The sequence below is a fragment of the Pseudomonas fluorescens group sp. PF-69 genome (assembly GCF_054481235.1).
Map to the genome: position 1 here is coordinate 427,030 of NZ_JBTMNC010000001.1, position 26,179 is coordinate 453,208.

23 protein-coding genes are annotated in these 26,179 nt (G+C 60.4%); 6 read left to right on the forward strand and 17 right to left on the reverse strand.

From position 1 onward, the window contains the following. Position 1: 1 nt before the first annotated feature. The gene (locus ACX3YF_RS01970; protein ID WP_458973346.1) at positions 2-1,780 is read right to left on the reverse strand and encodes a cytochrome c biogenesis protein DipZ; all 1,779 of its coding nucleotides are present in this window, start codon (positions 1,778-1,780) and stop codon (positions 2-4) included. Positions 1,781-1,813: 33 nt separating this feature from the next. Further along, a complete protein-coding gene (msrB, locus tag ACX3YF_RS01975) occupies positions 1,814-2,344 on the reverse strand; it encodes a peptide-methionine (R)-S-oxide reductase MsrB (protein ID WP_448645845.1) in 531 nt (176 codons plus the stop codon). A 216-nt stretch (positions 2,345-2,560) separates the two neighbouring features. On the opposite strand from msrB, the gene ACX3YF_RS01980 reads away from it, so the two are divergent. The 4 genes from ACX3YF_RS01980 (at position 2,561) to ACX3YF_RS01995 (ending at position 7,379) form a co-directional block, all read left to right on the forward strand. Then, positions 2,561-3,277 (forward strand): response regulator transcription factor, encoded by a 717-nt coding sequence (locus ACX3YF_RS01980; RefSeq protein WP_090467259.1) that lies wholly within the window; start codon positions 2,561-2,563, stop codon positions 3,275-3,277. Further along, positions 3,274-4,794, forward strand: a complete 1,521-nt coding sequence (locus ACX3YF_RS01985) for a sensor histidine kinase (protein WP_204149772.1) — start codon at positions 3,274-3,276, stop codon at positions 4,792-4,794. Before ACX3YF_RS01980 ends, ACX3YF_RS01985 begins: the two co-directional genes overlap by 4 nt. Positions 4,795-4,972: 178 nt before the next feature. Continuing rightward, complete coding sequence (locus ACX3YF_RS01990; RefSeq protein WP_130211377.1) at positions 4,973-5,677, forward strand: hypothetical protein; 705 nt, start codon at positions 4,973-4,975, stop codon at positions 5,675-5,677. Between the two features lie 271 nt (positions 5,678-5,948). Continuing rightward, positions 5,949-7,379, forward strand: coding sequence for an aminotransferase-like domain-containing protein (locus ACX3YF_RS01995; protein ID WP_458973347.1), 1,431 nt, complete (start codon positions 5,949-5,951; stop codon positions 7,377-7,379). Between the two features lie 1,862 nt (positions 7,380-9,241). Here the strand turns inward: ACX3YF_RS01995 and ACX3YF_RS02000 are convergent. From ACX3YF_RS02000 to ACX3YF_RS02045, 10 genes are all read right to left on the reverse strand, one after another. After that, positions 9,242-10,042, reverse strand: coding sequence for an N-acyl homoserine lactonase family protein (locus ACX3YF_RS02000; protein ID WP_449104752.1), 801 nt, complete (start codon positions 10,040-10,042; stop codon positions 9,242-9,244). A gap of 14 nt (positions 10,043-10,056) precedes the next feature. Beyond that, complete coding sequence (locus tag ACX3YF_RS02005) at positions 10,057-11,016, reverse strand: diiron oxygenase (RefSeq protein ID WP_458973348.1); 960 nt, start codon at positions 11,014-11,016, stop codon at positions 10,057-10,059. 66 nt (positions 11,017-11,082) lie between these two features. Then, a complete protein-coding gene (locus ACX3YF_RS02010) occupies positions 11,083-11,841 on the reverse strand; it encodes a TauD/TfdA family dioxygenase (protein WP_458973349.1) in 759 nt (252 codons plus the stop codon). A 21-nt stretch (positions 11,842-11,862) separates the two neighbouring features. Further along, positions 11,863-12,735, reverse strand: a complete 873-nt coding sequence (locus ACX3YF_RS02015) for a branched-chain amino acid aminotransferase (RefSeq protein WP_458973350.1) — start codon at positions 12,733-12,735, stop codon at positions 11,863-11,865. A 31-nt stretch (positions 12,736-12,766) separates the two neighbouring features. After that, complete coding sequence (locus tag ACX3YF_RS02020) at positions 12,767-14,119, reverse strand: KamA family radical SAM protein (RefSeq protein WP_130204025.1); 1,353 nt, start codon at positions 14,117-14,119, stop codon at positions 12,767-12,769. Between the two features lie 25 nt (positions 14,120-14,144). After that, positions 14,145-14,789, reverse strand: a complete 645-nt coding sequence (gene yfcF, locus ACX3YF_RS02025) for a glutathione transferase (RefSeq protein ID WP_458973351.1) — start codon at positions 14,787-14,789, stop codon at positions 14,145-14,147. A gap of 210 nt (positions 14,790-14,999) precedes the next feature. Further along, entirely contained in the window at positions 15,000-15,485 is a 486-nt protein-coding gene (locus tag ACX3YF_RS02030; protein ID WP_130204023.1) for a cupin domain-containing protein, read from the reverse strand. 83 nt (positions 15,486-15,568) lie between these two features. Continuing rightward, positions 15,569-16,063, reverse strand: coding sequence for a RidA family protein (locus ACX3YF_RS02035; RefSeq protein WP_130204022.1), 495 nt, complete (start codon positions 16,061-16,063; stop codon positions 15,569-15,571). A gap of 61 nt (positions 16,064-16,124) precedes the next feature. Beyond that, on the reverse strand, positions 16,125-17,405 hold the full coding sequence (locus ACX3YF_RS02040) for an ATP-grasp domain-containing protein (RefSeq protein ID WP_130204021.1): 1,281 nt from the start codon (positions 17,403-17,405) through the stop codon (positions 16,125-16,127). A gap of 42 nt (positions 17,406-17,447) precedes the next feature. Then, positions 17,448-18,548 (reverse strand): MFS transporter, encoded by a 1,101-nt coding sequence (locus ACX3YF_RS02045; RefSeq protein ID WP_130204020.1) that lies wholly within the window; start codon positions 18,546-18,548, stop codon positions 17,448-17,450. A 150-nt stretch (positions 18,549-18,698) separates the two neighbouring features. On the opposite strand from ACX3YF_RS02045, the gene ACX3YF_RS02050 reads away from it, so the two are divergent. Both ACX3YF_RS02050 and ACX3YF_RS02055 read left to right on the forward strand, forming a co-directional pair. Further along, positions 18,699-20,117: an aminotransferase-like domain-containing protein gene (locus ACX3YF_RS02050; protein ID WP_130204019.1), complete on the forward strand. Its 1,419-nt coding sequence runs from the start codon at positions 18,699-18,701 to the stop codon at positions 20,115-20,117. Between the two features lie 338 nt (positions 20,118-20,455). Then, on the forward strand, positions 20,456-20,734 hold the full coding sequence (locus tag ACX3YF_RS02055) for a DUF3077 domain-containing protein (protein ID WP_458973352.1): 279 nt from the start codon (positions 20,456-20,458) through the stop codon (positions 20,732-20,734). 57 nt (positions 20,735-20,791) lie between these two features. Here the strand turns inward: ACX3YF_RS02055 and cyoE are convergent, their stop codons facing one another. Genes cyoE through cyoA form a run of 5 tightly spaced genes read right to left on the reverse strand, consistent with a single transcriptional unit; the run spans position 20,792 to position 25,629 of the window. Then, entirely contained in the window at positions 20,792-21,679 is an 888-nt protein-coding gene (gene cyoE / locus ACX3YF_RS02060; protein ID WP_047537940.1) for a heme o synthase, read from the reverse strand. Positions 21,680-21,690: 11 nt separating this feature from the next. Continuing rightward, complete coding sequence (cyoD, locus tag ACX3YF_RS02065; RefSeq protein ID WP_130204017.1) at positions 21,691-22,032, reverse strand: cytochrome o ubiquinol oxidase subunit IV; 342 nt, start codon at positions 22,030-22,032, stop codon at positions 21,691-21,693. Beyond that, the gene (locus tag ACX3YF_RS02070) at positions 22,033-22,656 is read right to left on the reverse strand and encodes a cytochrome o ubiquinol oxidase subunit III (protein WP_454837856.1); all 624 of its coding nucleotides are present in this window, start codon (positions 22,654-22,656) and stop codon (positions 22,033-22,035) included. A gap of 3 nt (positions 22,657-22,659) precedes the next feature. Continuing rightward, the gene (cyoB, locus tag ACX3YF_RS02075; protein ID WP_204149729.1) at positions 22,660-24,690 is read right to left on the reverse strand and encodes a cytochrome o ubiquinol oxidase subunit I; all 2,031 of its coding nucleotides are present in this window, start codon (positions 24,688-24,690) and stop codon (positions 22,660-22,662) included. Between the two features lie 3 nt (positions 24,691-24,693). Continuing rightward, positions 24,694-25,629 carry a ubiquinol oxidase subunit II gene (cyoA, locus tag ACX3YF_RS02080; RefSeq protein WP_130204014.1) on the reverse strand — a complete coding sequence of 312 codons (936 nt, stop codon included), beginning with the start codon at positions 25,627-25,629 and terminating at the stop codon, positions 24,694-24,696. Between the last annotated feature and the right edge of the window lie 550 nt (positions 25,630-26,179).

Consider the following 26,179-nt stretch of genomic DNA (forward strand, 5'->3'; position numbering starts at 1 on the left):
ATCAGCCGAAGGTAAAGGCGTAGGCCGATGCGCCGGGATCCAGAAACTCGATGCTGAACGTGCGGTCACTCACGCCGCCGTTCTGGCGCACCAGTTGATACAAACGCTGTTCCGTCACGCGGCCGCTGCCATCGGGTGCCACGTCCATGCCATGGGCATCGCCGGGGGCCTTGCCGTCGATCAGTACTTTGAAGCGCACCGGTTTGCCATCCGCGCCGGGACCAAGCACCAGGTGCAAATCACGGGCGTGGAAGCGATAGACGATGCGGCTTTGCGGAGCGCTGGCGGTGGCCCGTTCCGAGCCAACATGCCACAGGCCGCCCAGGCTCCAGTCGTTGAGGGCCAACTGCTTCGCTGGCGTGTAGGTCGCCACTTTGTCCGGCACCAGCGAGGTGTCCGGCACGAAATGCTCGGCACGCTGATAGCCGACGTAGGTTTCCGGCGACTGCACTTCGTTGTTGTCCGGGGCCATCTGCACGCCATCGGCCTTGGCGTTGATCAGCCCGTCCGAGACCTTGGTCGCGCCTGCTTCACGCAGCAGTTGCTGGATGACCCGCTCCGATTCGGCGTACTCGCCTTCGCCAAAGTGGTGATAGCGGATACGCCCCTGGGCGTCGGCGAAATAGTGCGCCGGCCAGTATTCGTTGTTGAAGGCGCGCCAGATCTTGAACTCGTTATCGATGGCCACCGGGTAATGGATCCCCAGGTCCTTCATGGCCTGGGTGACATTTTTAACGTCGCGTTCGAAGGCAAACTCCGGGGCATGCACGCCGATCACCACCAGACCCTGATCGCGATATTTCTCGGCCCAGGCTTTGACATAGGGCAGCGAACGCAGGCAGTTGATGCAGGAGTAAGTCCAGAAATCCACCAGCACCACTTTGCCCTTCAAGGCCTGGGCATCGAGCGGTGGCGAGTTGAGCCACTGCACCGCGCCGCTCAGCGGTGGCAGGTTGCCTTCGACTGGCAAGGTGCCCGGGGCTTTGTCAGCCACTGGCAGCGCACCTTCTTCAGACACCGGGTTTTGCGCCCTCATCGCCGCGCTGTCACGGGGTGACTTGCCGGCCAGGCGCCCGACCAGCACCTGCTCGATTCCGCCGGTCGAGGCCGTGGAGAACCGCGCCAGAAGCCCGGTGTCGAGCCCCAGGGCAATCGCAACCACACCCGCCAGCATCGCCGCGCCGAGGCCACGACGCAGCCACTCCCCGGCACCGATCGAGCGCTTCATCGCGGCGAAGACCTTACCGCCCAGCAGCAGCGCCACGGCCAGGGAAGTCGCGGCACCCGCGGCATAGGCCAACAGCAGCAAGGTGGTCTGGATGCTCGCACCTTGCAGCGCGGCACCGGTCAGCAACAACCCCAGAATCGGCCCGGCGCAAGGGGCCCACAGCAGGCCCGTGGCAACGCCGATCAGGAACGAAGCGCCGGGACGCGGCCGCGCATCGGCGCCGGCCACTTCCGACAGGCGACTGCCGGCCGCCACCAGCGGGCGGGTCAGACGCTCAGCCAGTTGCGGCAACAACAGCGTCAGGCCGAACAGCGCCACAAATACCAGCGCCAGCCAGCGCCCGTATTGATTGAGTTGCACCACCCAACCACCGCCGACCGCCGCCAGGGTGGCCACCAGCGCGAAGGTCAGCGCCATCCCGGCCAACAGCGGCAGACCGCTTTTGATGAACGGCTGTCCGGTGCGGGCAAAGACGAACGGCAGGACCGGCAGAATGCACGGGCTGACAATCGTCAGCACACCACCGAGATAAGCGAGGAGTAGCAGCCACATGGCGATTACCTGCAAAAAAATGAGGGGTGGGAATCAGGCCGTCCTGGGCTCGAACTTCATCGCCAGGCCGTTCATGCAGTAGCGCAGCCCGGTGGGTTTGGGACCGTCATCGAAGACATGGCCCAGATGCCCGCCGCAACGCCGGCAGTGAACCTCTTCGCGCAGCACGCCGAAGGAACGGTCCTGACGGGTGGCCACGGCCTTGTCCAGCGGCATCCAGAAGCTCGGCCAACCGGTATGGCTGTCGAACTTGGTCGTCGAGGAGAACAACGCCAGGTCGCAACCGGCACAGGCAAACGTGCCGTCGCGGTGCTCATTGTTGAGCGGGCTGCTGTAGGCCCGTTCGGTGCCCTCTTCACGGAGGATTTCGTACTGTTCGTCACTCAGGATCGCGTGCCATTCACTGTCGCTGTGGGTCACTTCGAACACCTCTGCCGCGTCCGCCTCGCTGATCAGCGCGGTACTCGCGGAAAATTTGGGCAACAGGCCGATGGCCAGGGCTGCAACCCCCAGCCCGCCGCTCACTGCGAGAAATTGCCGCCGCGAAAATCGTCTTGAATCCATCGCCGCCTCCAAAAATCCTGGGCCGTTTTCATTGAACACAGCCTAGGCTTGGGGTGATCGCCAAATCCTCACGGGGAGTTAAACAATTCGTGATAACTCCGGCCGCGGAAAAGCCGCACAATGCCCGGGTATTTCAATGGTGGGAGCGAGCTTGCTCGCGCCTACCACGAGCAGCATTTCGCACAATGCATTCATTGCGCCGAAGGATTGAGCTGGATGGAACAGACCAAACGAGTCCTCGTGGTCGAGGACGATTTGCATATCGCCGACCTGATCTGCCTGCACCTGCGCGATGAGCAGTTCGAGGTGGTGCACTGCGCGGACGGCAACGAAGGCATGCGCCTGCTGCAGCAAGGCAGTTGGGATGCGCTGATCCTCGACCTGATGCTGCCCGGCGTCGACGGCCTGGAAATCTGCCGGCGCGCCCGTGCCATGGCGCGCTACACGCCGATCATCATCACCAGCGCCCGCTCCAGCGAAGTGCACCGGATTCTCGGCCTGGAACTGGGGGCCGACGATTACCTGGCCAAGCCGTTTTCCATGCTTGAACTGGTGGCCCGGGTCAAAGCGCTGCTGCGCCGGGTCGACGCCATGGCGCGCAACCTGAAGATGGATGCTGGCAGCCTGATCCTCGACGGTCTGGCCATCGATCCGATCACCCGAGAAGTGTCCCTCGACGGTCGGCGCCTGGACCTCACCCCGCGAGAATTCGACTTGCTCTACTTCTTCGCCCGCCAGCCCGGCAAGGTGTTTTCGCGCATGGACCTGCTCAATGCCGTGTGGGGCTACAGCCACGAAGGCTACGAACACACGGTCAACACCCACATCAACCGCCTGCGCGCCAAGATCGAGACCGACCCGGCGCAACCGGTGCGCATCCTCACGGTGTGGGGGCGCGGCTACAAATTCGCGACCGGGGAGGAGCAGCCATGAGGTTGACCCTGACACAACGCCTGTCGCTGGTGTTCGCCGTGTTGCTGCTGGTGTGCTGCGGCACGTCGGCGTGGATGCAGGTGCGCTCCAACCAGATGCATGAGCAGGAAGTGGTGCAAGGCTTGTCCCGGGACCTGGCGCAACACATCGCCAGCGACACGGTGCTGATGGACACCAAGGGCCTGATGCCCGGTGCCGTGCGCGATCTGTTCAGCCAGTTGATGCTGGTCAACCCGAGTGTCGAGGTGTACCTGCTCGACACCGAGGGCAAGATTGTCGGCAGCGCCGCACCGGAGGGTCGGATACGCCGCGAGCGGGTCGACCTGGCGCCGATCCAGCGCCTGCTCAAGGGCGACGCCTTGCCGATTCCCGGCGACGATCCACGCAGCGTCGACGGGCGCAAGGTGTTCAGCGCCGCGCCGCTCAAGGTCGATGGCAAACCGGCCGGTTATCTCTATGTGGTGTTGCTCGGCGAAGACCATGATCGCCTCGCCGAACGCGGTGCGACCAGTGCGGCGCTGAATACGGCGCTGCTGTCCATCGGCTTGGTGGCGTTGCTGTGCCTGATCGCCGGTCTCACGGCGTTCGCCCTGATCACCCGGCCATTGCGCCGCCTGACCGAAACCGTCAGCCAGTTCGACATCGACGGCGTTCCGGTCACGCCGCCGACAGCGGCTCCGATGGAGAAAGCCGCCAGCCATGACGAAATCGCCATACTCGACGCCACTTTCCGGCAGATGCAGGCACGCCTCGGTGAGCAATGGCGCACCTTGACCCGCCAGGATCAGGAGCGCCGCGAACTGGTGGCGAACATTTCCCACGACCTGCGCACCCCGCTCGCGTCGCTGCATGGCTACCTGGAAACCCTGTCGCTCAAGGACGCCACCCTGTCCCCCGCCGACCGTCGTCGTTACCTGGGCATCGCGCTGGACCAGAGCCGCAAGGTCGGTGGCCTGGCGCAATCGCTGCTGGAACTGGTGCGACTCGAACATGGCTTCGTGCAACCGGTGCTGGAGCGCTTCTCCCTGACCGACCTGGCCCAGGACATCTTCCAGAAATTCGAGCTGACGGCCGAGGCGCGCCAGGTCGAATTGAAGGCCACGTTTGCCCCAAACGTTTCGGCGGCCTGGGCTGATCTGGGGTTGATCGAACGGGTGCTGACCAACCTGTTCGACAACGCCTTGCGCCATACCCCGCCAGGTGGCGAGATCGAGCTCGGCTTGCGGCCACAGGGATCGTTTATTGAAGTGACGGTCAGCGACACCGGCCCCGGCATCGCCCCCGAGCTGCGCGAAGGCCTGTTCCTGCGGCCATTCAATATTGGCGGGGCTCGGCGTGATGGCGGGTTGGGCCTGCGGATCGTGCACCGCATCCTGCAATTGCACGGCCGCGACATTCAGCTGATCGACGTGCCAGGGCGCGGCGCGACGTTCCGCTTCTCGCTGGCGGTGGATGAAGCCACCGCGTCGGCGTTGGCAGAGCGTTCAATGAACCTGAACACACCGGGGCACGCCTGACGGGCCGAGGCGCCCCGTCGCGGGCAAGCCGGCACCTGCAGCGAGGTGCACGCCTTGATTTGCTCCGTTGGCCTGTTGGTCCGTGACAACCCCGCCCCGGTCCAATAGATTAGGCGGCCTGAAAAGGCCCCCGTGCTTTCTCGTCTCTATTCAAGTTAAAAGAAGTAGTGAAATTTCAATGTCCGATTCCAACACCGCTGAATCCGTAGTCACCTTGTCGTCCAAAGCGGAATACGAAAACTCCATCAATCTTTCACAACACGTGCCTCAGGCAAAAACCATCAGTGAGATGGTCCTCGACGCGTTTCAATCGAGCCGTGAAAGCGATCAGATCCGCGAGCTGCGTGCTGCGATTCGCCAGGCTCACGACAACTTCGACGACGACAAGGCTTACGAGTTGATGGGCGAACTCAAGCAGCTCAAGGATGCCGAAGCGGCCGACATCGCGGCCCTGGAAGACCTGAGCAGCAAGTTCCCGATCAGCCGTATCCTCTCCAGCTTCAAGGACGACCCGGCCTTTCAGGAGATCGTTTACGGTCTGGCATTGAAGGTGCTGAACCAGACCCACCAGGCCATCAGCAACCCGAGCAGCGGCAAGAGCAAGGCGGCGCGAGCCAAGAAAGACGTCGAAGTGTTCACCATCAGCAAGGACGGCATGAGCGTGACCCTGCCGCTGCGCACTCCGCGTTCGCGCTTGAACGTTGACCGTGACGCCCTGGAATTCCTGGGCTTTACCTTCGTTGGCGAAGGCGATGAAGCCGAGCTGGAAAGTGATACGTTCCTGGACAACAGCGGCGCCCCCCAGGCCGTCAACCGCAAGAACATCATCACCGCCCTGCAGCAGCAAACCGCGTTCGACGGCTACAGCATCGCCGCGCAGTAACCCGATACACCCTCGGCTTGACCTGGAGTGAGGGGGCCCCCTCGCCACAGGCAAGCCACCTCGCCACAAGACCCCATAGACTCATTTAAGAGCCCCGTCCCAGCGCGGGGCTTTTTATTGCCCGTGATTCCTCGCAATCCGCGATTACTCTTCCAGTATCGACGCCAGAACCACCTTCCCTTAAACCCTTGAGCACCACGGGTCCGCCTGCGGGGGAGCGTCAACTCACTTTCCAGCCCAAGACCTCAGTGGTGCGATTGCTGAGGTCATCATGAACACGACGCCCTTGTATCGTCAGCTAGCCAACCACTACCTGGACGCCATCCGCAGCGGCACCCTGAAAACCGGTGAACGATTTCCCTCGATTCGGCTGATGATGGAAAAGCATGCCGTCAGCCTGTCGACCGCGGTGCAGGTGTGCCGCGAGCTGGAGGACTACGGAGTGCTGGAGGCGCGGCCACGCTCCGGCAACTACATCCGCCAGCCCGACACACCGGTCAAACCCGCCCCCGCCGCCCCGCCGCCACTCCTGGACACCGGGGTCTACGTCGGCATTCACGAACAGGTGTCCTCGGTGCTCAAGGCCAGCCAGCGGGCGACGATCAAGGTCAATTTCGCCAGTGCCTACTGCGCACCGGAGCTGTACCCGCTCAAGACCCTGCAAGACAACATGATCAAGGCGCTGCGCCACGATCAGCATTTGCTCGATGCCGCCGGCTCGACCTGCGGCAACAGCGCATTGCGCAACATACTGGCCCGTCGGGCGCTGACCACCAAGACCCATCTGACAGCCGATCGCATCGTGATCACCAACGGCGCCACCGAAGCGATCAACCTGGCATTGCGCGCGGTGACCCGGCCCGGCGACGCCGTGGCCGTGGAATCGCCGACTTTTTACGGCCTGCTGCAAATTCTCGAAAGCCTGAACCTGCGCGTACTGGAAGTCCCGGCCACGCCCCACAGCGGGATCAATCTGCTGGCCCTCGAACAACTGCTGCAAGGTCCGGAACGGATCAAGGCGCTGATCGTCATTCCCAACCTGCACAACCCGCTGGGCAGCATCATGCCGGATGCCAACAAGGCGCGGCTGGTTCAGTTGTGCACCGAACACAACACCGTGCTGATCGAGGACGACACCTACGGCGATCTGGTGGACACCGAACAGCCGTTATCCACGCTCAAACACTGGGACCGCACCGGCAACCTGATCTATTGCGCTTCGCTGAACAAAACCCTTGCGCCGGGCATACGCCTGGGCTGGATCAGTGCGGGGAAATGGCACGACCGCGTGGAGATGCTCAAACACACCCAATCCCGTGGGTGCGAGGCGTTGTCGCAACTGGCGGTCAGTGCGTTCATGGGGACACCGTCCTACGAACGTTACCTGCGTCGTTTGCGCAAAACCCTGACGCAACAGCGTCAGCAAATGAGCGCAGCGATCACCCGCTACTTTCCCGAGGGCACCGGCGTGACCCACCCGCAGGGCGGGACGTTGCTGTGGGTGGAACTGCCGCGCGAGCACTCGGCCATGGCGTTTTTCCATGAGGCGCTGAAGGTCGGCATCCAGATTTCCCCTGGGGATATCTTTTCCAATGCCAAGCGTTTCAATCACTTTGTGCGCATTGGCTGCGGAACGCCGTATTCGCCAAAAATCGACGAGGCACTGCAGACCTTGGGCCGCCGCCTCAAGAACCATGGCTAGCCCAAAGGGGATCTTCACTGAACACAGGATTCATGCCTGACCACAATCAACTGTGGGAGCTGGCCTGCCAGCGATGGCGTCATGACAGACACATTGCTGTTGCCTGTACCGCCGCCATCGCGAGCAGGCTCGCTCCCACAGAGGGATTTCAGTGAGCGAAGGATTCGTGCACGACCGCCATCAACTGTGGGAGCTGGCCTGCCAGCGATGGCGGACTATCAGACACATCCATGCTGAATGTACCGCCGCCATCGCGAGCAGGCTCACTCCCACAGAGGGATTTCAGTGAGCGAAGGATTCGTGCACGACCACCATCAACTGTGGGAGCTGGCCTGCCAGCGATGGCGGACTATCAGACACATCCATGCTGAATGTACCGCCGCCATCGCGAGCAGGCTCGCTCCCACAGGGGAATTTCAGTGAGCGAAGGATTCGTGCACGACCACCATCAACTGTGGGAGCTGGCCTGCCAGCGATGGCGGACTATCAGACACATCCATGCTGAATGTACCGCCGCCATCGCGAGCAGGCTCGCTCCCACAGGGGAATTTCAGTGAGCGAAGGATTCGTGCACGACCACCATCAACTGTGGGAGCTGGCCTGCCAGCGATGGCGGACTATCAGACACATCCATGGTGAATGTACCGCCGCCATCGCGAGCAGGCTCGCTCCCACAGAGGGATTTCAGTGAGCGAAGGATTCGTGCACGACCGCCATCAACTGTGGGAGCTGGCTTGCCAGCGATGGCGGACTATCAGACACATCCATGGTAAATGTGCCGCCGCCATCGCGAGCAGGCTCGCTCCCACAGGGGAGTTTCAGTGAGCGAAGGGTTCGTGCACGACCGCCATCAACTGTGGGAGCTGGCTTGCCAGCGATGGCGGACTATCAGACACATCCATGGTGAATGTGCCGCCGCCATCGCGAGCAGGCTCACTCCCACAGAGGGATTTCAGTGAGCGAAGGATTCGTGCACGACCACCATCAACTTTGGGAGCTGGCCTGCCAGCGATGGCGGACTATCAGACACATCCATGGTGAATGTGCCGCCGCCATCGCGAGCAGGCTCACTCCCACAGAGGGATTTCAGTGAGCGAAGGATTCGTGCACGACCACCATCAACTGTGGGAGCTGGCCTGCCAGCGATGGCGGACTATCAGACACATCCATGGTGAATGTGCCGTCGCCATCGCGAGCAGGCTCGCTCCCACAGGGGAATTCGTGCACGACCACCATCAACTGTGGGAGCTGGCTTGCCAGCGATGGCGGACTATCAGACACATCCATGGTGAATGTGCCGTCGCCATCGCGAGCAGGCTCGCTCCCACAGGGGAGTTTCAGTGAGCGAAGGATTCGTGCACGACCACCATCAACTTTGGGAGCTGGCCTGCCAGCGATGGCGGACTATCAGACACATCCATGGTAAATGTGCCGCCGCCATCGCGAGCAGGCTCGCTCCCACAGGGGAATTCGTGCACGACCACCATCAACTGTGGGAGCTGGCTTGCCAGCGATGGCGGACTATCAGACACATCCATGGTGAATGTGCCGTCGCCATCGCGAGCAGGCTCGCTCCCACAGGGGAGTTTCAGTGAGCGAAGGATTCGTGCACGACCACCATCAACTTTGGGAGCTGGCCTGCCAGCGATGGCGGACTATCAGACACATCCATGGTAAATGTGCCGCCGCCATCGCGAGCAGGCTCGCTCCCACAGGGGAATTTCAGTGAGCGAAGGGCTCGTGCACGACCACCATCAACTGTGGGAGCTGGCTTGCCAGCGATGGCGGACTATCAGACACATCCATGCGGAATGTACCGCCGCCATCGCGAGCAGGCTCGCTCCCACAGGTTTGGGTGTTCTTCAGGTCGGGGATTGGTGCAGGCTGATGATGTGCGGGTCGTCGTTCCAGTGCGGGAAGCGTTCGGCGATCAGGGGGTCGTGGCCGGGAATCACGTGGTCTTCGCTGTCGGCCAGGCGGTCGATTTCGCTGAAGGCTTCAAGGGTCTGCGCCAGGTCGTCGAGGATCGGGAACGGGCTGCGCTCACGGATGTTGACCCACAAATGCGCGGCATCCGAGGCCAGCACGATCCAGCCGCGTTCGGTATTGACCCGCACCACCTGACTGCCGGGTGTATGCCCACCCACCGGGTGCAGCGTCACACCCGGCATCACCTCGACCGTACCGCCGTGCAAGCGCATCCGCCCTTCGAACAACGGCGGCAGCGCCGACATCACATCGTCGACCTCGTAGGTTTTATTCACCGTGCGATGGGCCATTTTCGGCCCGGTGCAGAAGCGCAGTTCCGCTTCCTGCAGATGCACCGTGGCCTTGGGAAACAGCGCGAGATTGCCGGCATGGTCCCAGTGCAGATGCGTCAGGATCAGGTGCTCGACCTGCGCCGGATCGATGTCCAGTTGCCGCAGGGACTCCTCCGGCAGGCGATACATCTGACGATGGCGCCGATCCGCCGTGGCCGGTTGAAAACAGGTGTCGACCACGATCACCTGCTGCTCGTTGCGGATGACCCAGAAGTAATAATCCAGCGGCATCGGCGCATTGGGATCACCGCAGCAGGCGTCGTAAAGGAAATTCTCCCGTGCGGTGCGCTGGGCATTGGCGCCGACACGGATGGCGAACACTTCGTACACAGGAACTGACATGGGCGCCTCCGGGTTCAGGCCGCTGCGGTGGTGTTGAGGGTCGGACGAAAATCGAAATCGATCTGCTCGCTGATACCCAGATCCTGTGCCAGACGATGCAGGCCGCTGTAGTCGCGCATGATGGTGGCGTTCTTGTTGCTTTCGCGGGTGTCGGCAATGATCAGCGCGGCGTCTTCGACCCCAAGCTGCGTCAGAATCTCCTCCCACATCGAGTAGTCCTGAGCGATAAAGGCACTCAGCGCCTGCGACAAGGTGCGTGCGAAAAATGCCCGCTGAGGCGGCTGCATGTTGGCGTACATCACCTTGGCCACTTCGGCCAGTACCTTGCTGTGGGCATATTCATCGCGGTTGTGCTGTTCGGCCACGCGACGGTTTTGCGGCTGGATGGTCTGGTCGTCCGCCAGCAGATCCAGATAGGCGTTGACGCTGATCTCGGCCACCACCGCAAAGGTGATCGCCGCCAGATCTTTCTGCCATTGCTCGGTCAGCGTTTCACGCAGGGCCAGCAGGCGCAGGTAGGTGACGGACGGCGGCAAGTCCAGATCCTGATCCAGCGCCCGGTCGACCTTGGTGCGCTCGATGGCCCGCAGGTGCATCAGCGTGTGGTAGTGCTCATCGATCAGGGTCTGCTGCATCGCCTCGCGAAAATGCCAGTCGTCCTTGCCCAGGTACTGGTTGGCAATGACGCTCAGCGCCGGATTCACGACGTGTTCTTCGGCGGTGACGGTGCGCAGGTTGTAGCCGATCCAGCCCCAGGTCACCACGCTGCTCTTGAGCGTTTCGCTCAAGGCCTGGAATTTGGGGTGATGGAAAAACGGCACCATGCGCTCGGGGTAATCCGGGCGCGCCGGGTCGAACACTTCATCGACCGACCACTTGTCCGGCGAGCAGACGGTGGCGCGCCGGGTCCAGGCCTGATTGAGCCGCACGATCAGTTGATGATCGACCTTGGCGATCTCGATTGCTGTTTGCATGACGCGATACCTGTAAGACGCGTACCCACCAGGGGTACGCCAAAAGAATGAAGGGCGACGGAAAAATCAGGCCAGCCAATAGCGGGTCAGGTGGCGCGCCGGGTCAGTGTAACGACTGCGGGCGTGGATCATTCGCCAGTTGTCCCAAATCAGCATGCAGCCATCGGGAATCAGCACCGGGATGTTGTGCTCGATGAAATACGCCTCACCGAGCGTGGCAAACCGGGCCAGTGGCGAGTTGCTGTTGGCGACCTGGGATTGCTGCAAGGCTTCCTTGGAAGGATTCACGTCGCCGTAGTGAAACTGGTTGTAACTGAAGCGGAAAATATCGCCGTCCTCTGTCGGCGTCAGGATGTATTCCTTGACCCGGCATTGCGCGGGTTCGCCGGGTTTGGCAGTAGCGACGAACTCCACCGGCGTGTCGTCCAGCCACTCGCGCAGTTCCGGCTCGGTGCGTTCCAGGGACTTCAGGAATTCGTAACCGTCCACCAACCCGGTATGCCCGCCACCGCAAGTCGCCTGCCGGTGACAATGCAGGGCCAGGTAACGCGGTGGCGGCCCGTATACCGGCGCTTCGGTATGGGGGCCGATGCCGTTCATGCTCTGGGAATACGGCAAGTCTTCGTAGCCCGGTTTGCGGGTGATGGCAAAGGCCGTTTGCCCGTTGAACTGCGGAATGACCGGACCGAACTCATGCAATGTGCCTGTCACGTCATGGGCGAATTCGCCGGGGGTCAGGACAGTCCAGCCACGGGTCGACAATTCTTCATGGCGATGATCGAGTGAGACGTAAGGTTTGGACGCAACAATCCCTTGATTTGGCATGGTGAAATTCCTGGCGGTTGATCAGGCGTTTACGGTTGAGGTGTAGGCGGCAATGAATTGGCGACAGGCATCACCCGGTCGATAGTGCTGCTCATCGATGCTCTGTACGGGGGTGATTTCGGCGGCGGTTCCTGTAAGAAAACACTCATCGAAGTCGCCCAGTTGCGTCGGCAGAATCGTCGCTTCGACCACCTGATAATCCAGGGCCCTGGCCAGCTCGATCACGGTCTGCCGGGTAATGCCGTTGAGGAAGCAGTCGGGCACCGGCGTGTACAGCGTCCGGCTTTTGACGAAGAACACGTTGGCACTGGTGGCTTCGGCGACGTGGCCGCGCCAGTCGAGCATCAAGGCATCGTGGTAACCGCTGTTTTCCGCGTCGTGCTTGCTCAGTGTGGCGATCTGGTAATGCCCGGACGCCTTGGCCTCGAAAGGACTGCTGCTCGGTGGTGGACGTCGCCAGGTGGCGGTCTTCAACCGGATACCGGCCATGCGCGCCGCCGGATCGAAATAGCTCGGCCATTGCCAGCAAGCGATGGCCACATGCACGCGATTGAAGCGCGCCGAGGTGGAAATCATCTCGCTGCCGCGCCAGGCCACGGGTCGCAGGTAACCGTCGCTGACGTTGTTGCGTTGCAGCAGTTCGTGGCTGGCCGCTTCCAGTTCGGCCAGTTCAAACGGGATCGCAAAGTCCATCCATTGCGCCGAGCGATACAGACGCTCGCTGTGTTCGCGCAGCTTGAAGATCTTGCCGTTGTAGACGCGCTCCCCTTCATACACCGTGCTGGCGTAATGCAAGCCGTGGCTGAGTACGTGCAGGCGCGCCTGGGACCACTCGACGAACTCGCCGTCGAGCCAGATCCATCCTTCGCGTTGATCAAACGGGATACCGCTCATGTCCTTGTCTCCCCAGTGTTCAAGATTCGTCCTACGCCGTTTGCAGCAGGACCGGTATCAATTCGGGCGCTGACTCAAGCAACCGCTCAGGCTCGTTCTGAAAGAAAAACCTTCGCTCGCCAAAGGCCGGTTGCAAGTCATCGAACCAGGTCACCTGCGGGTCGAAGCGCGCGTAAAAGGTACGCAACACCCATTGCGGATCGCGGGCCTGGAGGAACTGCAGGACAAAGACTTTTTCCCCGGCGACGGTCTCGATGCCGTTGATCAACACCTTGCCGTAGAAGGTGCTCATGGACGGCCCGCGCACCGTGCGCGCCAGGCCCGACACCGTGCGGTAGGCGGCCTGGAAGATTTCGAACGCCCGCGCCAGCGGCATCGCGAAGTAATGGCTGGGGCCGGTGTCGCGCTCGACGAACATGTAATAAGGCACCGCCCCGAGCCGTACGCCTTCGGTCCACAGCGCTGCCCAATCGGCAGGGTTTTCGTTGATGTGGCGGATCACCGGCGCCTGCATGCGCAGGGTCGCGCCCGTGGAGCGGATGCGTTCGACAGCCTGACGGGCGATGTCCTGGCGGATCTCTACCGGGTGGTTGTAGTGCCCCATGATCGACAGGTTTTTCCCGGCCGCGACGATCCGCTTGAACAGCGCCAGCAGCTGCGGCGCGTCCTTGTCAGTGACGAATCGTTGCGGCCAATAGGCCACCGACTTGGTGCCGATGCGAATACTCTTCAGGTGAGGCAATTCCAGCAGCGGCTCGATGTACCCGGCCAGGGATCGGCTGTTCATGATCAGCGGGTCGCCGCCGGTGATCAGCACGTCGGTGACCTCGGTGTGCACCCGCAGGTAACTCACCAGTTCCTGGGATTCGCGCGCATTGAACTTGAGTTCTTCTTCGCCGATGAACTGTGCCCAACGGAAACAGAAGGTGCAGTACGCATGACAGGTCTGACCGGCACCGGGGAAAAACAGCACGGTCTCGCGGTACTTGTGCTGAATGCCCGGCAGGACTTTTCCGTCGAGGGTGGCGCCGTTGTGCGTCAGCTGCCCCGCCGGGTGCGGGTTCATGCGCAGCCAGATCGCCTCGATCCGCCGCTTGATGGCGGCGCTGTCGTCCTGCTCGATCAACTGCTTGAGCGATTGGTACTCGTCAGGGAGCAGCATGTCCTTGTGGGGAAAGGTCATGCGGAAAATCGGATCGTCCGGAATGTTGTTCCAGTCGATCAGTGTCCCCAGCACGTATTCGTTGGTGCGAAACGGCATGACCCGGGCGACCACGGTCATGGCTTCCTGCAACGCAGGTGTCAGCTTGTGCCAGTACGGCGTGTCGCGGATGGTGCGCGCGTTATAGGGTTTGTATTTTTCGTGCTCCGACAGTCCTTGCATGGCAGCGCTCCTGTACTGGCGATGGTTACTGGATGGCGGGCGCTTTGCGCTCTAAGTCCATCCATGCCCGGACGCTGTCGCGATCCCATTGGCGCTGCACATAGGCCGCGAGGCGCGCCGGGACCGGATCGCCGTTGGCAACCAGTCGGTTGAGCATGATCGCCAGGTCGGTGTCGGCAATGCTCCAGTCGCCGAACAGGTGCTCGGCGCCCTCCTCCAGCAAACGATCCGCCACGAAGAACAACCGGTCGACCGCGGCCCGGGCCTCGTCGGACAGCGGCGTGTCCTTCTTGCCGAAATACACCAGGTCAAACGGACGCTCCCTGCGCACCACGAGCAGATCGCTGCGCAACCAAGCCTGCAATTGACGGGCACGGGCGCGCTGCTTGATGCCTTGCGGGTAAATTCTGTTTGAGTCTGGAACGAGCTCCTCCAGATATTCGGTAATGGCTGAAGATTCCGAAAGCGCAAAACCTTCGTGAACTAACACAGGGATTTTGCAAGTCAGCGAAAGATCGCGATAACTTTGCAGATAGTTGTCACGCGCCTTCAAATCCAGCGTTACCAGTTCAAAGGAAAGTTGTTTTTCCTTTAAAGCCACAAACGCCGACATGGCAAAAGCACTGACATAGTCCGCACCCAGATACAGCTTTAATTTCGTACTTTCCATAGAACGCTCCCTTGCATCAAACACATTAATCCGTTGCATTTGAAGCGATCGTAGTAAGTTGATTAAGCGCTGAACAGATACAGAAATTATCTGTTTCTATCGATACAGAAATCAGAGCATTTCAGTTGTCTGAAGGCATTTTTGAGGTGCGTAAAAATCAAAAAAGGGAGTCAGCGTACGCGGACTCCCTGGTGTGCAGCCGAGAAGAAATTACAGCGGGCGGGGTATCAGGCCAACGTTGGCGGCGTGATTGGATAGCAATGCCATTTGCGGCATGTTGCTGAGGTTGAGCATGGCCAGCGGCTCGGTAGCGCTGGTATTGACGAAGCCGTGGCGGGTCCAGGCCGGCACCAGCAAGACATCCCCGGGGCCGATGTTGACCTCGTCTGCATCCCCCAGTGACAACGTACCGCTGCCCGACTGGATGATGAACAGATGCCACCAGGCATGGACATGGCCATCGAGTGTTGAACCGGGCACCAGCCATTGCATGGACACCGCCATGCCGGGCGTCAATTGGCAGCCTTCCAGCGTATTATCGTGGGCCAGCGCAACGATATCGACGTCGCTGGCCTCGAGGGTCTGGCGCATATCGCAAAGTTCGGTACCTTTCCACACACGAGGTTTGACCGGTTGCCGATCCAGACTCTGGCGAAAGTCCTTATATGAAAAAAACGCACCCTGAACGTTATTCATTAGCTGCTTCCAACTTATTCTGCCGAACTGAATTACCCGACATTAGGCCAACCCTTCAACAGTGTAAAGCCGGTCAACTTCATTTATAACGTCGACGGTCGCAACGCCACGATCATATCCACTTCAATGGCCGCATTTTTTGGCAATTGATAAACACCGACTGTGGTGCGTGTATGTTTCCCGGCGTCACCCAGTACGTGACTGAACACATCCGACGCACCGTTGGCGACTTCACTGAGGTCGACAAAATCGGCCGTGGACTTCACATACACCGTTATCCGGATCAAGGATTTGATCTTGTCCAGCGAACCGATGGCATCCACGATCAGCGCCAATCCCCGCATGGCACTGATGCTGGCGGCCGCCTGCGCGTCCGCCATGTCGAGTTCCAGTCCGACCCGCCCCGGGTAGTGGATTTTGCCGTTCATGCGCGGCACCAGACCGCTGATATACAGTTCATCGTGATGACGAATCAGCGGCGCGTAATGCCCGCCTGCGGTGTTCTCGCCGTAGATGTCATAGTCGAATTCCCGTGCCAGAGCGATGAAGCGCTCATCACAGGTCATGTGTGCATTCATTTACCTTTCCCTCTTGATCAATACTGCAAAAAACATCGATCGCCGCGGCTTGATCCACGACTCAACCCACAGCCCTTGCCGGTGCGGCCAGGCTGGTGATCCCGACACTTGATTCAATGGCCTCGGCCAGACGCAACAGGTCCACGCTGAGGTCCTCGTATCGCTCGTTGAACAACACGATGTGGCCGATGAACGAAAAGTTGTCTTTCACCAGTGCACTGACCGAATCACCGATGCGCTTGGTCAGCACCGCTTCCACCAGCTCGATGTTCAGCGAACGGGCCAGCGACGGGATGTCCGGTACATCCCGCAGGATGCCGCCGGTGTTCGCTCGCAACAGGCGTATGCCGCAGTAGCCGCGCGACACCGGATCGTGGTTGGCGACCTGGCCTTCCACGGCCCAGCGGACCCAGCGCTCCCACGGGTCGAAGTCGATGAACGCCCTACGTGCCAGGTCCCAGATGTGCATGCCACCGGGACGCATGTTGGTTTCGACGGCCGAGGTGCGGTGATTGGCCCTGTGGAAAACTTCGTTGTGCCAGGCCCCGTTGTCCTGCGACACCAACCCGGCCATGTGTCGGCCGGCGGCCATCAGCCGCGCCTGTGCGTCCTCTGCCAAAGGGGCGGGCACCACTTGCTGGATCTCGGCGCGGTAGGCGCCATCGGTGGTGGTTTTCTCGGTGATCCAGGTGCTTCCCGCAACATAGTCCCAGCTGTATTCCCGGGCGTTCTGGATCAACTCTTCGAGTACGATGCCCCCCTCGCGATAGGGCTTGAGCGCCTGCCAGGCCTCGTCACATTCGGACGGGTGCCGAATGACCCGGCAGCCGCGGCTGGCACCTTCGCAGGCCGGCTTGATGAACGCCTTGCCGCCCATTTCGATCACGCGCTGACGCAGTTCCGGAAGGCCCTCGATCCGGGTGGAAAGGATCGGCCGGTAATCCTCGGGCGCCTCAGTGGCCGTCGCTTCGAGCTGGCGGAAAATCTGTTTGTCGAGCCCCGCCCGCGCCTCGGCCGGGGTGATGCCGGGCAGGCCGAAATGGCTGGCCAGCGCCGCACCGAGCAGCACACCGCGATCCGAAAACGGCAGTACCCCGATCAGCTTCCAGCAATCGGCATCAAGGCAACCGACCACCAGTTCGAGAGAGGCCGGAACGTCTTTCTCGGCCAGCGATGTACTGCAAACATGATCAGCGACCTGGTCGTCCTGGGGCTGGATCTGCTCGACCAGCAGGATGAGCCGCGCGTTGTACAGCGACTTGCACAATTCGCGCAGCTTCTGGACATCGTGAACCCGGCTGCCGTTGTACCCCACCACTACTACACACGAAGTCGTATTCATAAAATCCCCGACTTGCAAAATGAAAACCGAAACGGCGATGACTCAGTCATGCAGCGACGCGATCGATTTACGGTTGAGCCAATACCAGACCAGAATCCCGCCAGCGCCGATGGCCGCCAGCACCAGCGCGTTATAGGGAGGCGGCATGACCCGCATGATCAACACGGTCAACCCGGCGCCGACGCCCAGGGACACTTCCTTGACGAACATGTTGTTCTGCTTGACCGAGAAGTAATCGAGGTGACTGAACGCGCACTCGGCGATGGACAGCAGCGCCACCCAGACCAGCGCGCCGACCAGGGTTTCGACGTGGAACGCCGCCGGTGAAGACAGCACCGCAAAACCGCCGACGATGATGGCGATCACTGTCAGCACCTTGAAGCGCCCGGTGCGCTCGATCAGTTTCATGACCGGCACTTGCGCGAAGACCACCACGGCGCTGTTGAGGATCAGCATCAGGCCGTACCAGGCCGGCAGTTCGCCGGTCTTGAGCAGGATCGCTTGCGGCAGGATCGAGAACACGCCAAACAGCTTGATGCCCATGATGACGCCGGCGATGACCCACGGCAGTTTATTGCCCCAGCCGCTGCCTTCCTGGCCGGCCGGACGGGCAACCACGGGATCGCAGGTGAAGGTCGCCCCCAGGGCGATGGGCAGGCACAGCAGGACAAAACCGGCCGCGCCGAGGAAAAACAGGGTGGGGGTCAGCAATGGCGAGAGCAGGATCAGACCTGCCAGCAGGCTGCCCATGTTCATGGCGACGCGGTTGTAGGCCGCGCCTTCCTTGGTCTGTGCCGCTTCGCTCTTGATCAGGTAACCGGCAATCGCGATGCCGTAGGCAAACAGCGCCGCGGCAAACATGACAACGCCCTGGTTATGGGTGACGGCCAACAGCACCAGGCCGGCGGCAGCGCACAGCAGCGTGACACTCAGGGAACGGCGACCGAGGACCAGCAACGTCAATGGCAGCAGCAGCAACAAGGCCCGATACCCCAGGGCCAGAATGCTGTTGGTGGCGGTATCGAGCCAGACGTTGGCCTTGCCCAGCACCGCGAACAACGCCACGGCCGTGATGATTCGAATGGTGAACAACCGCAGGTTGATCACCGGTTTCGCCACGACGGCGGTTGTTTCTAAACTCATGCGGCACCTCATGAACCTGGCGACTGAATGACCGGCAACAGGTCGATAATCCGAAAACTTTCCAAAGTGATAGTAAAAAGAGATGCCTGTCTTGATCAGAGCAAGTTCGTATAGAATCAAACGAACTTTACTGCCGGAGAGACCAGTAAAATGCAGGCTCAGCGAGCAGTGATCGCCGCTATCGAGTTCCAGCCAGGTGTGCCGCTGGTCCAGCAGATCGTCGATCAACTCACGGTGGCGATCAGCCAGGGCGGCCTGCCCCACGGGTCGAGGCTGCCGCCGATTCGCGAACTCTCCGACTTGATGCACGTGGGCAAGTCCACGGTGGTCGACGCCCTGGACCGCTTGCGGGCCAAGGGCCTGGTGGTTTCCCGCCAGGGTTCCGGGCACTACGTGCACCGCTCCAGCAGCACCCTGCCAGCCAACGCCGGGCCGGACCTGCTCCCCCAAGACACCCTCAGCGTCGTCCGCCGCGCGGTATTGCTCGACAATGGCGCGTTGCGCCCGGGGGCCGGTTTTCTGCCGTCCTCGTGGTTGCCCGCCGAAGAATTGCTCAAGGCCGTGCGCGGAACGCTGCGCGCGACCACTTTGCGCATGGGCGAATACGGCAACGCCAGCGGTTACCTGCCATTGCGCCAGGCCTTGCGGGTCAAGATGTCGACCTTGGGCATCGAAGCGCCGGTGGAGCAGATCATCACCACCGCCAACACCGTACAAGCCATCGACATGCTGATGCGCCTGCTGGTCAAACCCGGCGACACAGTGCTGCTCGATGACCCGTGTTACTTCACGATGCACACCAATCTGGCCTGGCATGGCGTCAAGGTCATTACCATCCGCCGCGAGTGCGACGGCATGGACCTGGACGCGTTCGAGCAATTGCTGATCACCCATCGTCCCGTGCTCTACATGACCAACAATGCCCTGCACAACCCGACCGGGCATTCGTTCACCTCGGCGCAGGTCTACCGCTTGGTGGAGCTGAGCCATCGCTACAACTTCCACATCCTCGAAGACGATTTGTACTGCGACATGCAGCAACGCCGAACGCCGCGCCTGGCGGCGAGCGGGCTGGACAATGTCTCTTACGTCTCCGGGTTTTCCAAGACCCTGACCGCCAATAGCCGCGTCAGCTTCGCCGTGCTGTCACCGCAACTGGCGGCACGGATGGTGACGCTGAAAATGGCCTGCGGTGGCATGACCTCGGAAATGGCCGAGCAGATTATCTGCACCATGCTCAGCGACGGCAGCTACGCCAAACACATGCGCCGCACGGTGGACCGGCTCTACGAGTCGAACAGCCGGGTGGCGGCGTGGCTGGGCGAAGCCGGGTGTTCGGTGTCATCGCTGCCGGGGGAAGGGTTGTACATCTGGACCCGATTGCCAGAAGGATTCAAAGCCGAGTGCCTGGCCAGAAAGGGTCTGGAAATCGACCTGGTACTGGCACCGGGAACCTTGCTGAGCAAGGCGCAGGATGCCAATCAGTTTCTGCGATTCAACGTGGCGCACAGTGATCATGTGCAGGTGCGGGAGCGGTTTTTCCGGTTGCTGGACAAGCCGCAAAAATAACTGATTCCCCCTATCCCTGTGGGAGCGAGCCTGCTCGCGATGGGGTCGTCATATCCAGTATTAATGTCGCCTGACACCCCGCCATCGCGAGCAGGCTCGCTCCCACAGGGGTTTGCGCCGTCCAATCGACCGCTGACATCCCCGGCCACCAGATCGCCACGATTGCCGACCTCATCCTGTCTGACTACCTTCGCCCGTCGCTGCCAATTCAGCGACCGGGCCTGAGAACTCGAATTCGATATGGGCACATTCGGTGTTTTCCTTATGCATGCCAGCTATCCGTTCCAAATTTATGCTTTTGCACCCAACACCTCCCAACCAGCAGGAGGTGAAGCCCAATGACCATTCCACAAGACCTCAAAACCATCGGCCTCACCCCTTTCTCCTACCACGCCAACGCCCCCCTGTTCCGCATCAACGCCGGCGTCCCGATCATCTTTGCCCTGTCCCACGCCTCCGACCTGCTCCACCTCGCCAAACTGCTCGCCAGCGACGCCGCGATGACCCGCGACACCGACCGACACGCCTGGGCCTCGCACTTCTTGCAGGACATGAGCAAGGCCATCATCGATGACGTGGTGAAGGTGCTCGATGCACCGTGCAACAACCGCGCATAAATGAAAAAGCCCCGCGCTTCTCTCGAAGGCGGGGCTTTTCAATTCAGCATTCGACGCTTAAGGCGCGTACGTCAGCAACAGCTCGGTCGGCACTTTGAAGTCCAGGGACATCATCACGCTCAACGCGGTAATGGTGAAGATCGAGAACACGAACAGCTTGCGTGCCCAGACCGTGTCATCCACTGCCTTGTAGCCGGTCCAGGCCATGTACAGCCAGTACATGCCCATGGCCGCGGCGACGGCGAGGTAGCTCATGCCGGCGTAACCGCTGAAGGTCAACATCAAGGTCGCCACGAGGAAGGCCAGGATGTAGATCAGGATGTGCTTCTTGGCCACTTCGATTCCGCGCTTCACAGGCAGCACCGGGATGGAGGCGGCCAGGTAATCGTTGAAGCGGAAGATCGCGATGGCGTAGGAATGCGGCATCTGCCACAGGCTGAACATCACCAGCAGGGTCAGCGCGGCCATGTCGAAGGTGTTGCTCACCGCGACGTAACCGATCACCGGCGGCATGGCGCCCGACAGGCTGCCCACGAGCGTGCCGTGAACCGACTTGCGCTTGAGGTACAGGCTGTAGAAGCCGACGTAGATGACGAAACCGATCACCGCGAACAGCGCGGCCAACGGGTTGGCCACCTTGTACAACAGCGCAACGCCCGCGACGCCCAGGACGGTCGCGTAGACCAGGGCCAGTTTCAGGGAGATCAAGCCCTGGACCAGCACCCGGTTCTTGGTGCGTTCCATCTTCAGGTCGATGTCGCGGTCGATGCAGTTGTTGAACACGCAACCGGAGGCGACCACCAGGGACGTGCCGATCATGGCGGCCAGGAAAATGGCCAGATCGACATGCCCTTTGGAGGCCAGGAAAAATCCGCCTGCCACAGAAAGCACGTTACCGAAAATGATCCCCGGTTTGGTGATTTGGATAAAGTGCTTAAAGGACATCCGGACTTACCTCACTTCGCCATCATGAACGTGTGGATGCTGAACATGATCCACAGCGACAGGCCAACCAGCAGGACGATCACGATCGCGGCGAAAACAAACGCAATCACGTTGTTACGCTGCGCGGCCGAACGGTCCAGGTGCAGGAAGTACACCAGGTGCACCAGCACCTGGATGATCGCGAACGCCAGTACGATCCACAGGGTGGTCGACTTCGGCAGCGACGGGAACATCACCAGACCGAATGGAATCGCGGTCAGGATCACCGACAGGACGAAGCCAATGACGTAGGACTTGACGCTGCCGTGACCGGCGTCGTCGTGACCATTGTGGGAATGAGCTGCGTTAGCCATTTACATAGTCCCCATCAGATAAACAACCGTGAATACGCAGATCCACACCACGTCCAGGAAGTGCCAGAACAGGCTCAGGCAGCTCAGGCGAGTCTTGTTGGTCGCCGTCAAGCCGTGCTTGTTGACCTGGTACATCATGATCGCCATCCAGATCAGACCGCTGGTCACGTGCAGACCGTGGGTGCCGACCAGGGTGAAGAACCCGGACAGGAAGCCGCTGCGGTTAGGACCGTAGCCTTCGGAGATCAGCATGTGGAACTCGTTGATCTCCATGCCGATGAAGCCGGCACCGAACAGGAAGGTCATGGCCAGCCAGCCCAGGACCTGCGTCTTGTTGCCACGGAAGAACGCCAGCATGGCGAAGCCGTAGGTGATCGAACTGAACAGCAGCAGAGCGGTTTCGCCCAGTACGTAAGGCAGTTCGAAGATGTCGTGGCCCGACGGGCCACCCGCTACGTTATTAACCAGAACCGCGTACACCGCGAAGATCGACGCAAACAGAATGCAGTCGGTCATCAGGTAGAGCCAGAAACCGTATACGGTCGTCTCGCCCGAGTCGTGGTGGTGGTCATCGTGCCCATGGTCACCATGGGCGTGTCCAACATTGGTCACTAAATTCGACATGGTTTAAGCCTGTTCCAACGAGGTTTCAACACGGGTGGCGGTGGCCGGGATTTTCCCTGCCGCTACCAGACGCTTGTGCTGCTCGGCTTCGATGCGTTCGATCACGTCGACCGGCACCATATAGCCTTGATCATCACGGGCCGCGTGAATCGCGAAGTAGATCACGGTGCCAGCGAAGCTGGCGATGGCCAGCCACCAGATGTGCCAGATCATGGCGAAGCCGAACACGGTCAACAGAGCGCCCATGACCACACCGGTGGCGGTGTTGTTTGGCATGTGGATCGGTTCGTACTTGGCCGGAGCCTTGTACGCGGTACCATTTTCCTTGGCTTCGGTGAACGGGTCGATGCAGTCGGCCTTAGGCAGCACAGCGAAGTTGTAGAACGGAGGTGGCGACGAGGTCGACCATTCCAGAGTGTGGCCATTCCACGGGTCACCGTGGTCGCACTTGTTCTCTGGCTTGTTGCGGTCACGCACACTGACGTACAGCTGGATCAGTTGGCAGGCGATACCGAACGCGATCATCACCGCACCGACCATGGCGACGTACAGGTACGGCACCCACTCAGGGTTGGTGGTGGCGTTCAGACGACGAGTCATGCCCATGAAGCCCAGCGCGTAGAGCGGCATGAAGGCGACGAAGAAGCCGCTGATCCAGAACCAGAACGCTGCCTTGCCCCAACCTTCGTGCAGCTTGAAGCCGAACGCTTTCGGGAAGTAGAAGCCGAAACCAGCGATGTAACCGAATACCGCACCGCCGATGATCACGTTGTGGAAGTGCGCGATCACGAACAGGCTGTTGTGCAGAACGAAGTCAGCACCCGGGATGGCCAGCAGTACACCGGTCATGCCGCCGATGGCGAAGGTCACCATGAAGCCCAGGGTCCACATCACCTGGCTGGTGAAGCGCAGACGGCCCTGGTAGATGGTGAACAGCCAGTTGAACAGTTTCACACCCGTCGGGATGGAAATCAGCATCGTCGCCAGACCGAAGAAGGCGTTGACGCTGGCCCCGGAGCCCATGGTGAAGAAGTGGTGCAGCCAAACCATGAAGCCCAGTACCGAGATCGCGCCCGAGGCGTAGATCATCGAGTGGTGGCCGAACAGTTTTTTGCCGGTGAAGGCGGAGATGACTTCCGAGAAAATGCCGAATGCCGGCAGGATCAGGATGTACACCTCAGGGTGACCCCAGGCCCAGAACAGGTTGACGTACATCATCGGATTGCCACCAAGTTCATTGGTGAAAATGTGGAAATCCATGTAACGGTCAAGCGTCAGCAGTGCCAGGGTAGCGGTCAGGATCGGGAACGAAGCCACGATCAGGACGTTGGCCCAGGTGCAGGTCCAGGTGAAGATCGGCATGTCCATCAGCTTCATGCCAGGGGTACGCATTTTCAGCACGGTGGCCAGGAAGTTGACCCCCGTCAGCGTCGTACCCAGACCCGATAGCTGTAGCGCCCAGATGTAGTAATCCATCCCCACGCCAGGGCTGTATTGCAGGCCCGACAGCGGCGGATAGGCAACCCAACCGGTCTTGGCGAATTCGCCGACGCCCAGGGACAGGTTGATCAGCACAACGCCGGACACCAGCAGCCAGAAGCTCAGGGAGTTCAGGAACGGGAAGGCAACGTCACGCGCGCCGATCTGCAGCGGCACTGCAAGGTTCATCAGGCCGGTGAAGAATGGCATCGCCATGAAGATGATCATGATCACACCGTGAGCGGTGAAGATCTGGTCATAGTGTTCAGGTGGCAGGTAGCCAGGCGAACCCTCGGTGGCCATGGCCAACTGGGTACGCATCATGATGGCGTCGGCAAAGCCGCGCAGCAGCATGACCATGGCGACGACGATGTACATCACGCCGATTTTCTTGTGGTCGACCGACGTCAGCCACTCGGTCCACAGGTAGGTCCACTTCTTGAAGTAGGTGATTGCAGCGAACAGTGCCAGACCACCCAGCGCGATCATGGCGATGGTCACCATCACGATCGGCTCGTGGAACGGGACCGCTTCCCAACTTAATTTACCAAACATCGTTTACTCCTCTGCCCCGGCAGCTGAATGCGAGTTCATGTCCGTAGCGGCGACTTCTTTCTCTTTCTTCTCGTGGTTCAGTTTCGGACCTGGTTTCATGCCTTCGTACTTGTCGACGACGGTCTGGAACAGGTTCGGCGTAACCGAGGAGTAGAGCTCGACTGGGTTGTTCTGGCTTGGCTTGGCAAGGGCAGCGTATTCAGCTTGTTCAAGCTGTTTAGGTGCCTTTTTGACTTCGCTGACCCAGGCGTCGAAATCTTCCTGTGACGTGGCGATTGCCTTGAATTTCATACCGGTGAAACCGGCACCGCTGTAGTTGGCCGAGATGCCATCCATTTCAGCGTTGCGGTCGGCGATCAGGTGCAGCTTGGTCTGCATGCCCGCCATCGCGTAGATCTGGCCGCCCAGGCCCGGGATGAAGAACGAGTTCATCACGGTGTCGGAGGTGATCCGGAAGTTAACGGGCGTGTGCGCAGGGAACACGATCTTGTTGACCGTGGCAATGCCTTGTTCCGGGTAGATGAACAGCCACTTCCAGTCCAGCGCGACCACTTCGATGGTCACCGGCTTCACGTCGGATTGAATCGGACGGTACGGATCCAGCTCGTGGGTCGTCTTGTAGGTGATGTAACCCAGGGCAAGGATGATCAGAATCGGAACAGTCCACACCGTGATCTCGATCTTGGTGGAGTGGTTCCATTTCGGCGTGTAAGTGGCGTTAGTGTTGGACGCGCGATATTTCCAGGCGAACAGGAAAGTCATCACGATGACCGGGACCACGACCAACAGCATCAGCAGCGTTGCGGTGATGATCAGGTTTCGCTGCTCCAGGCCAACCTGGCCCGTGGGATTGAGCAAGGTCATGTTGCAGCCTCCCAGCAACAACGTGCCGAGCAGCGGCACTAGGCCTAGTAATCTGGGGTACCTGTTTTTACTCATCTCACGACCTCTAAAGCTGCTTGCGCAATGCAGTTGGGTTTTGATCGCCAACACTTCACCCTGCCAAGGGTTGGCATTTTTCTTGGATTGAATAAGGGCTGGCCCGTCGTGCGTCAGACGCGTTTCGACAAATCCTGGGCTAGCGTTGAGTTCTTATTCGAATTCGTGGTCAAAGGCCTTGTTACAGACCAATTCCATTTGGTGCGGATAATTGGAGGCACCGACACCAGGGGGTCGCATGAAGCCACCCGGCCTCTCGACACCCGGTTTCTGCTCATGCTCCTGAGTCAGGGCGAGCGGAGTCGGGAATTCAGTGCGGGCGATTGTAGATATGTAGCGTTTTATAAACCATGTCTCATCCCGAAATAATTTTTATCCAAACAGGCAACAATACTTACCGGTTTTCGTAAAAGTGGCGCATCTTATCGAAATTAATTCTCAACAAAAACACCAAAAATTGTAGGTCTACCAGCCGCGATTCAGACAGTATCCGGGCAGTTCCAGGCGCCCCCGACCTGCCCCAAACCCCGATATGACAAGGGCTCTGGCA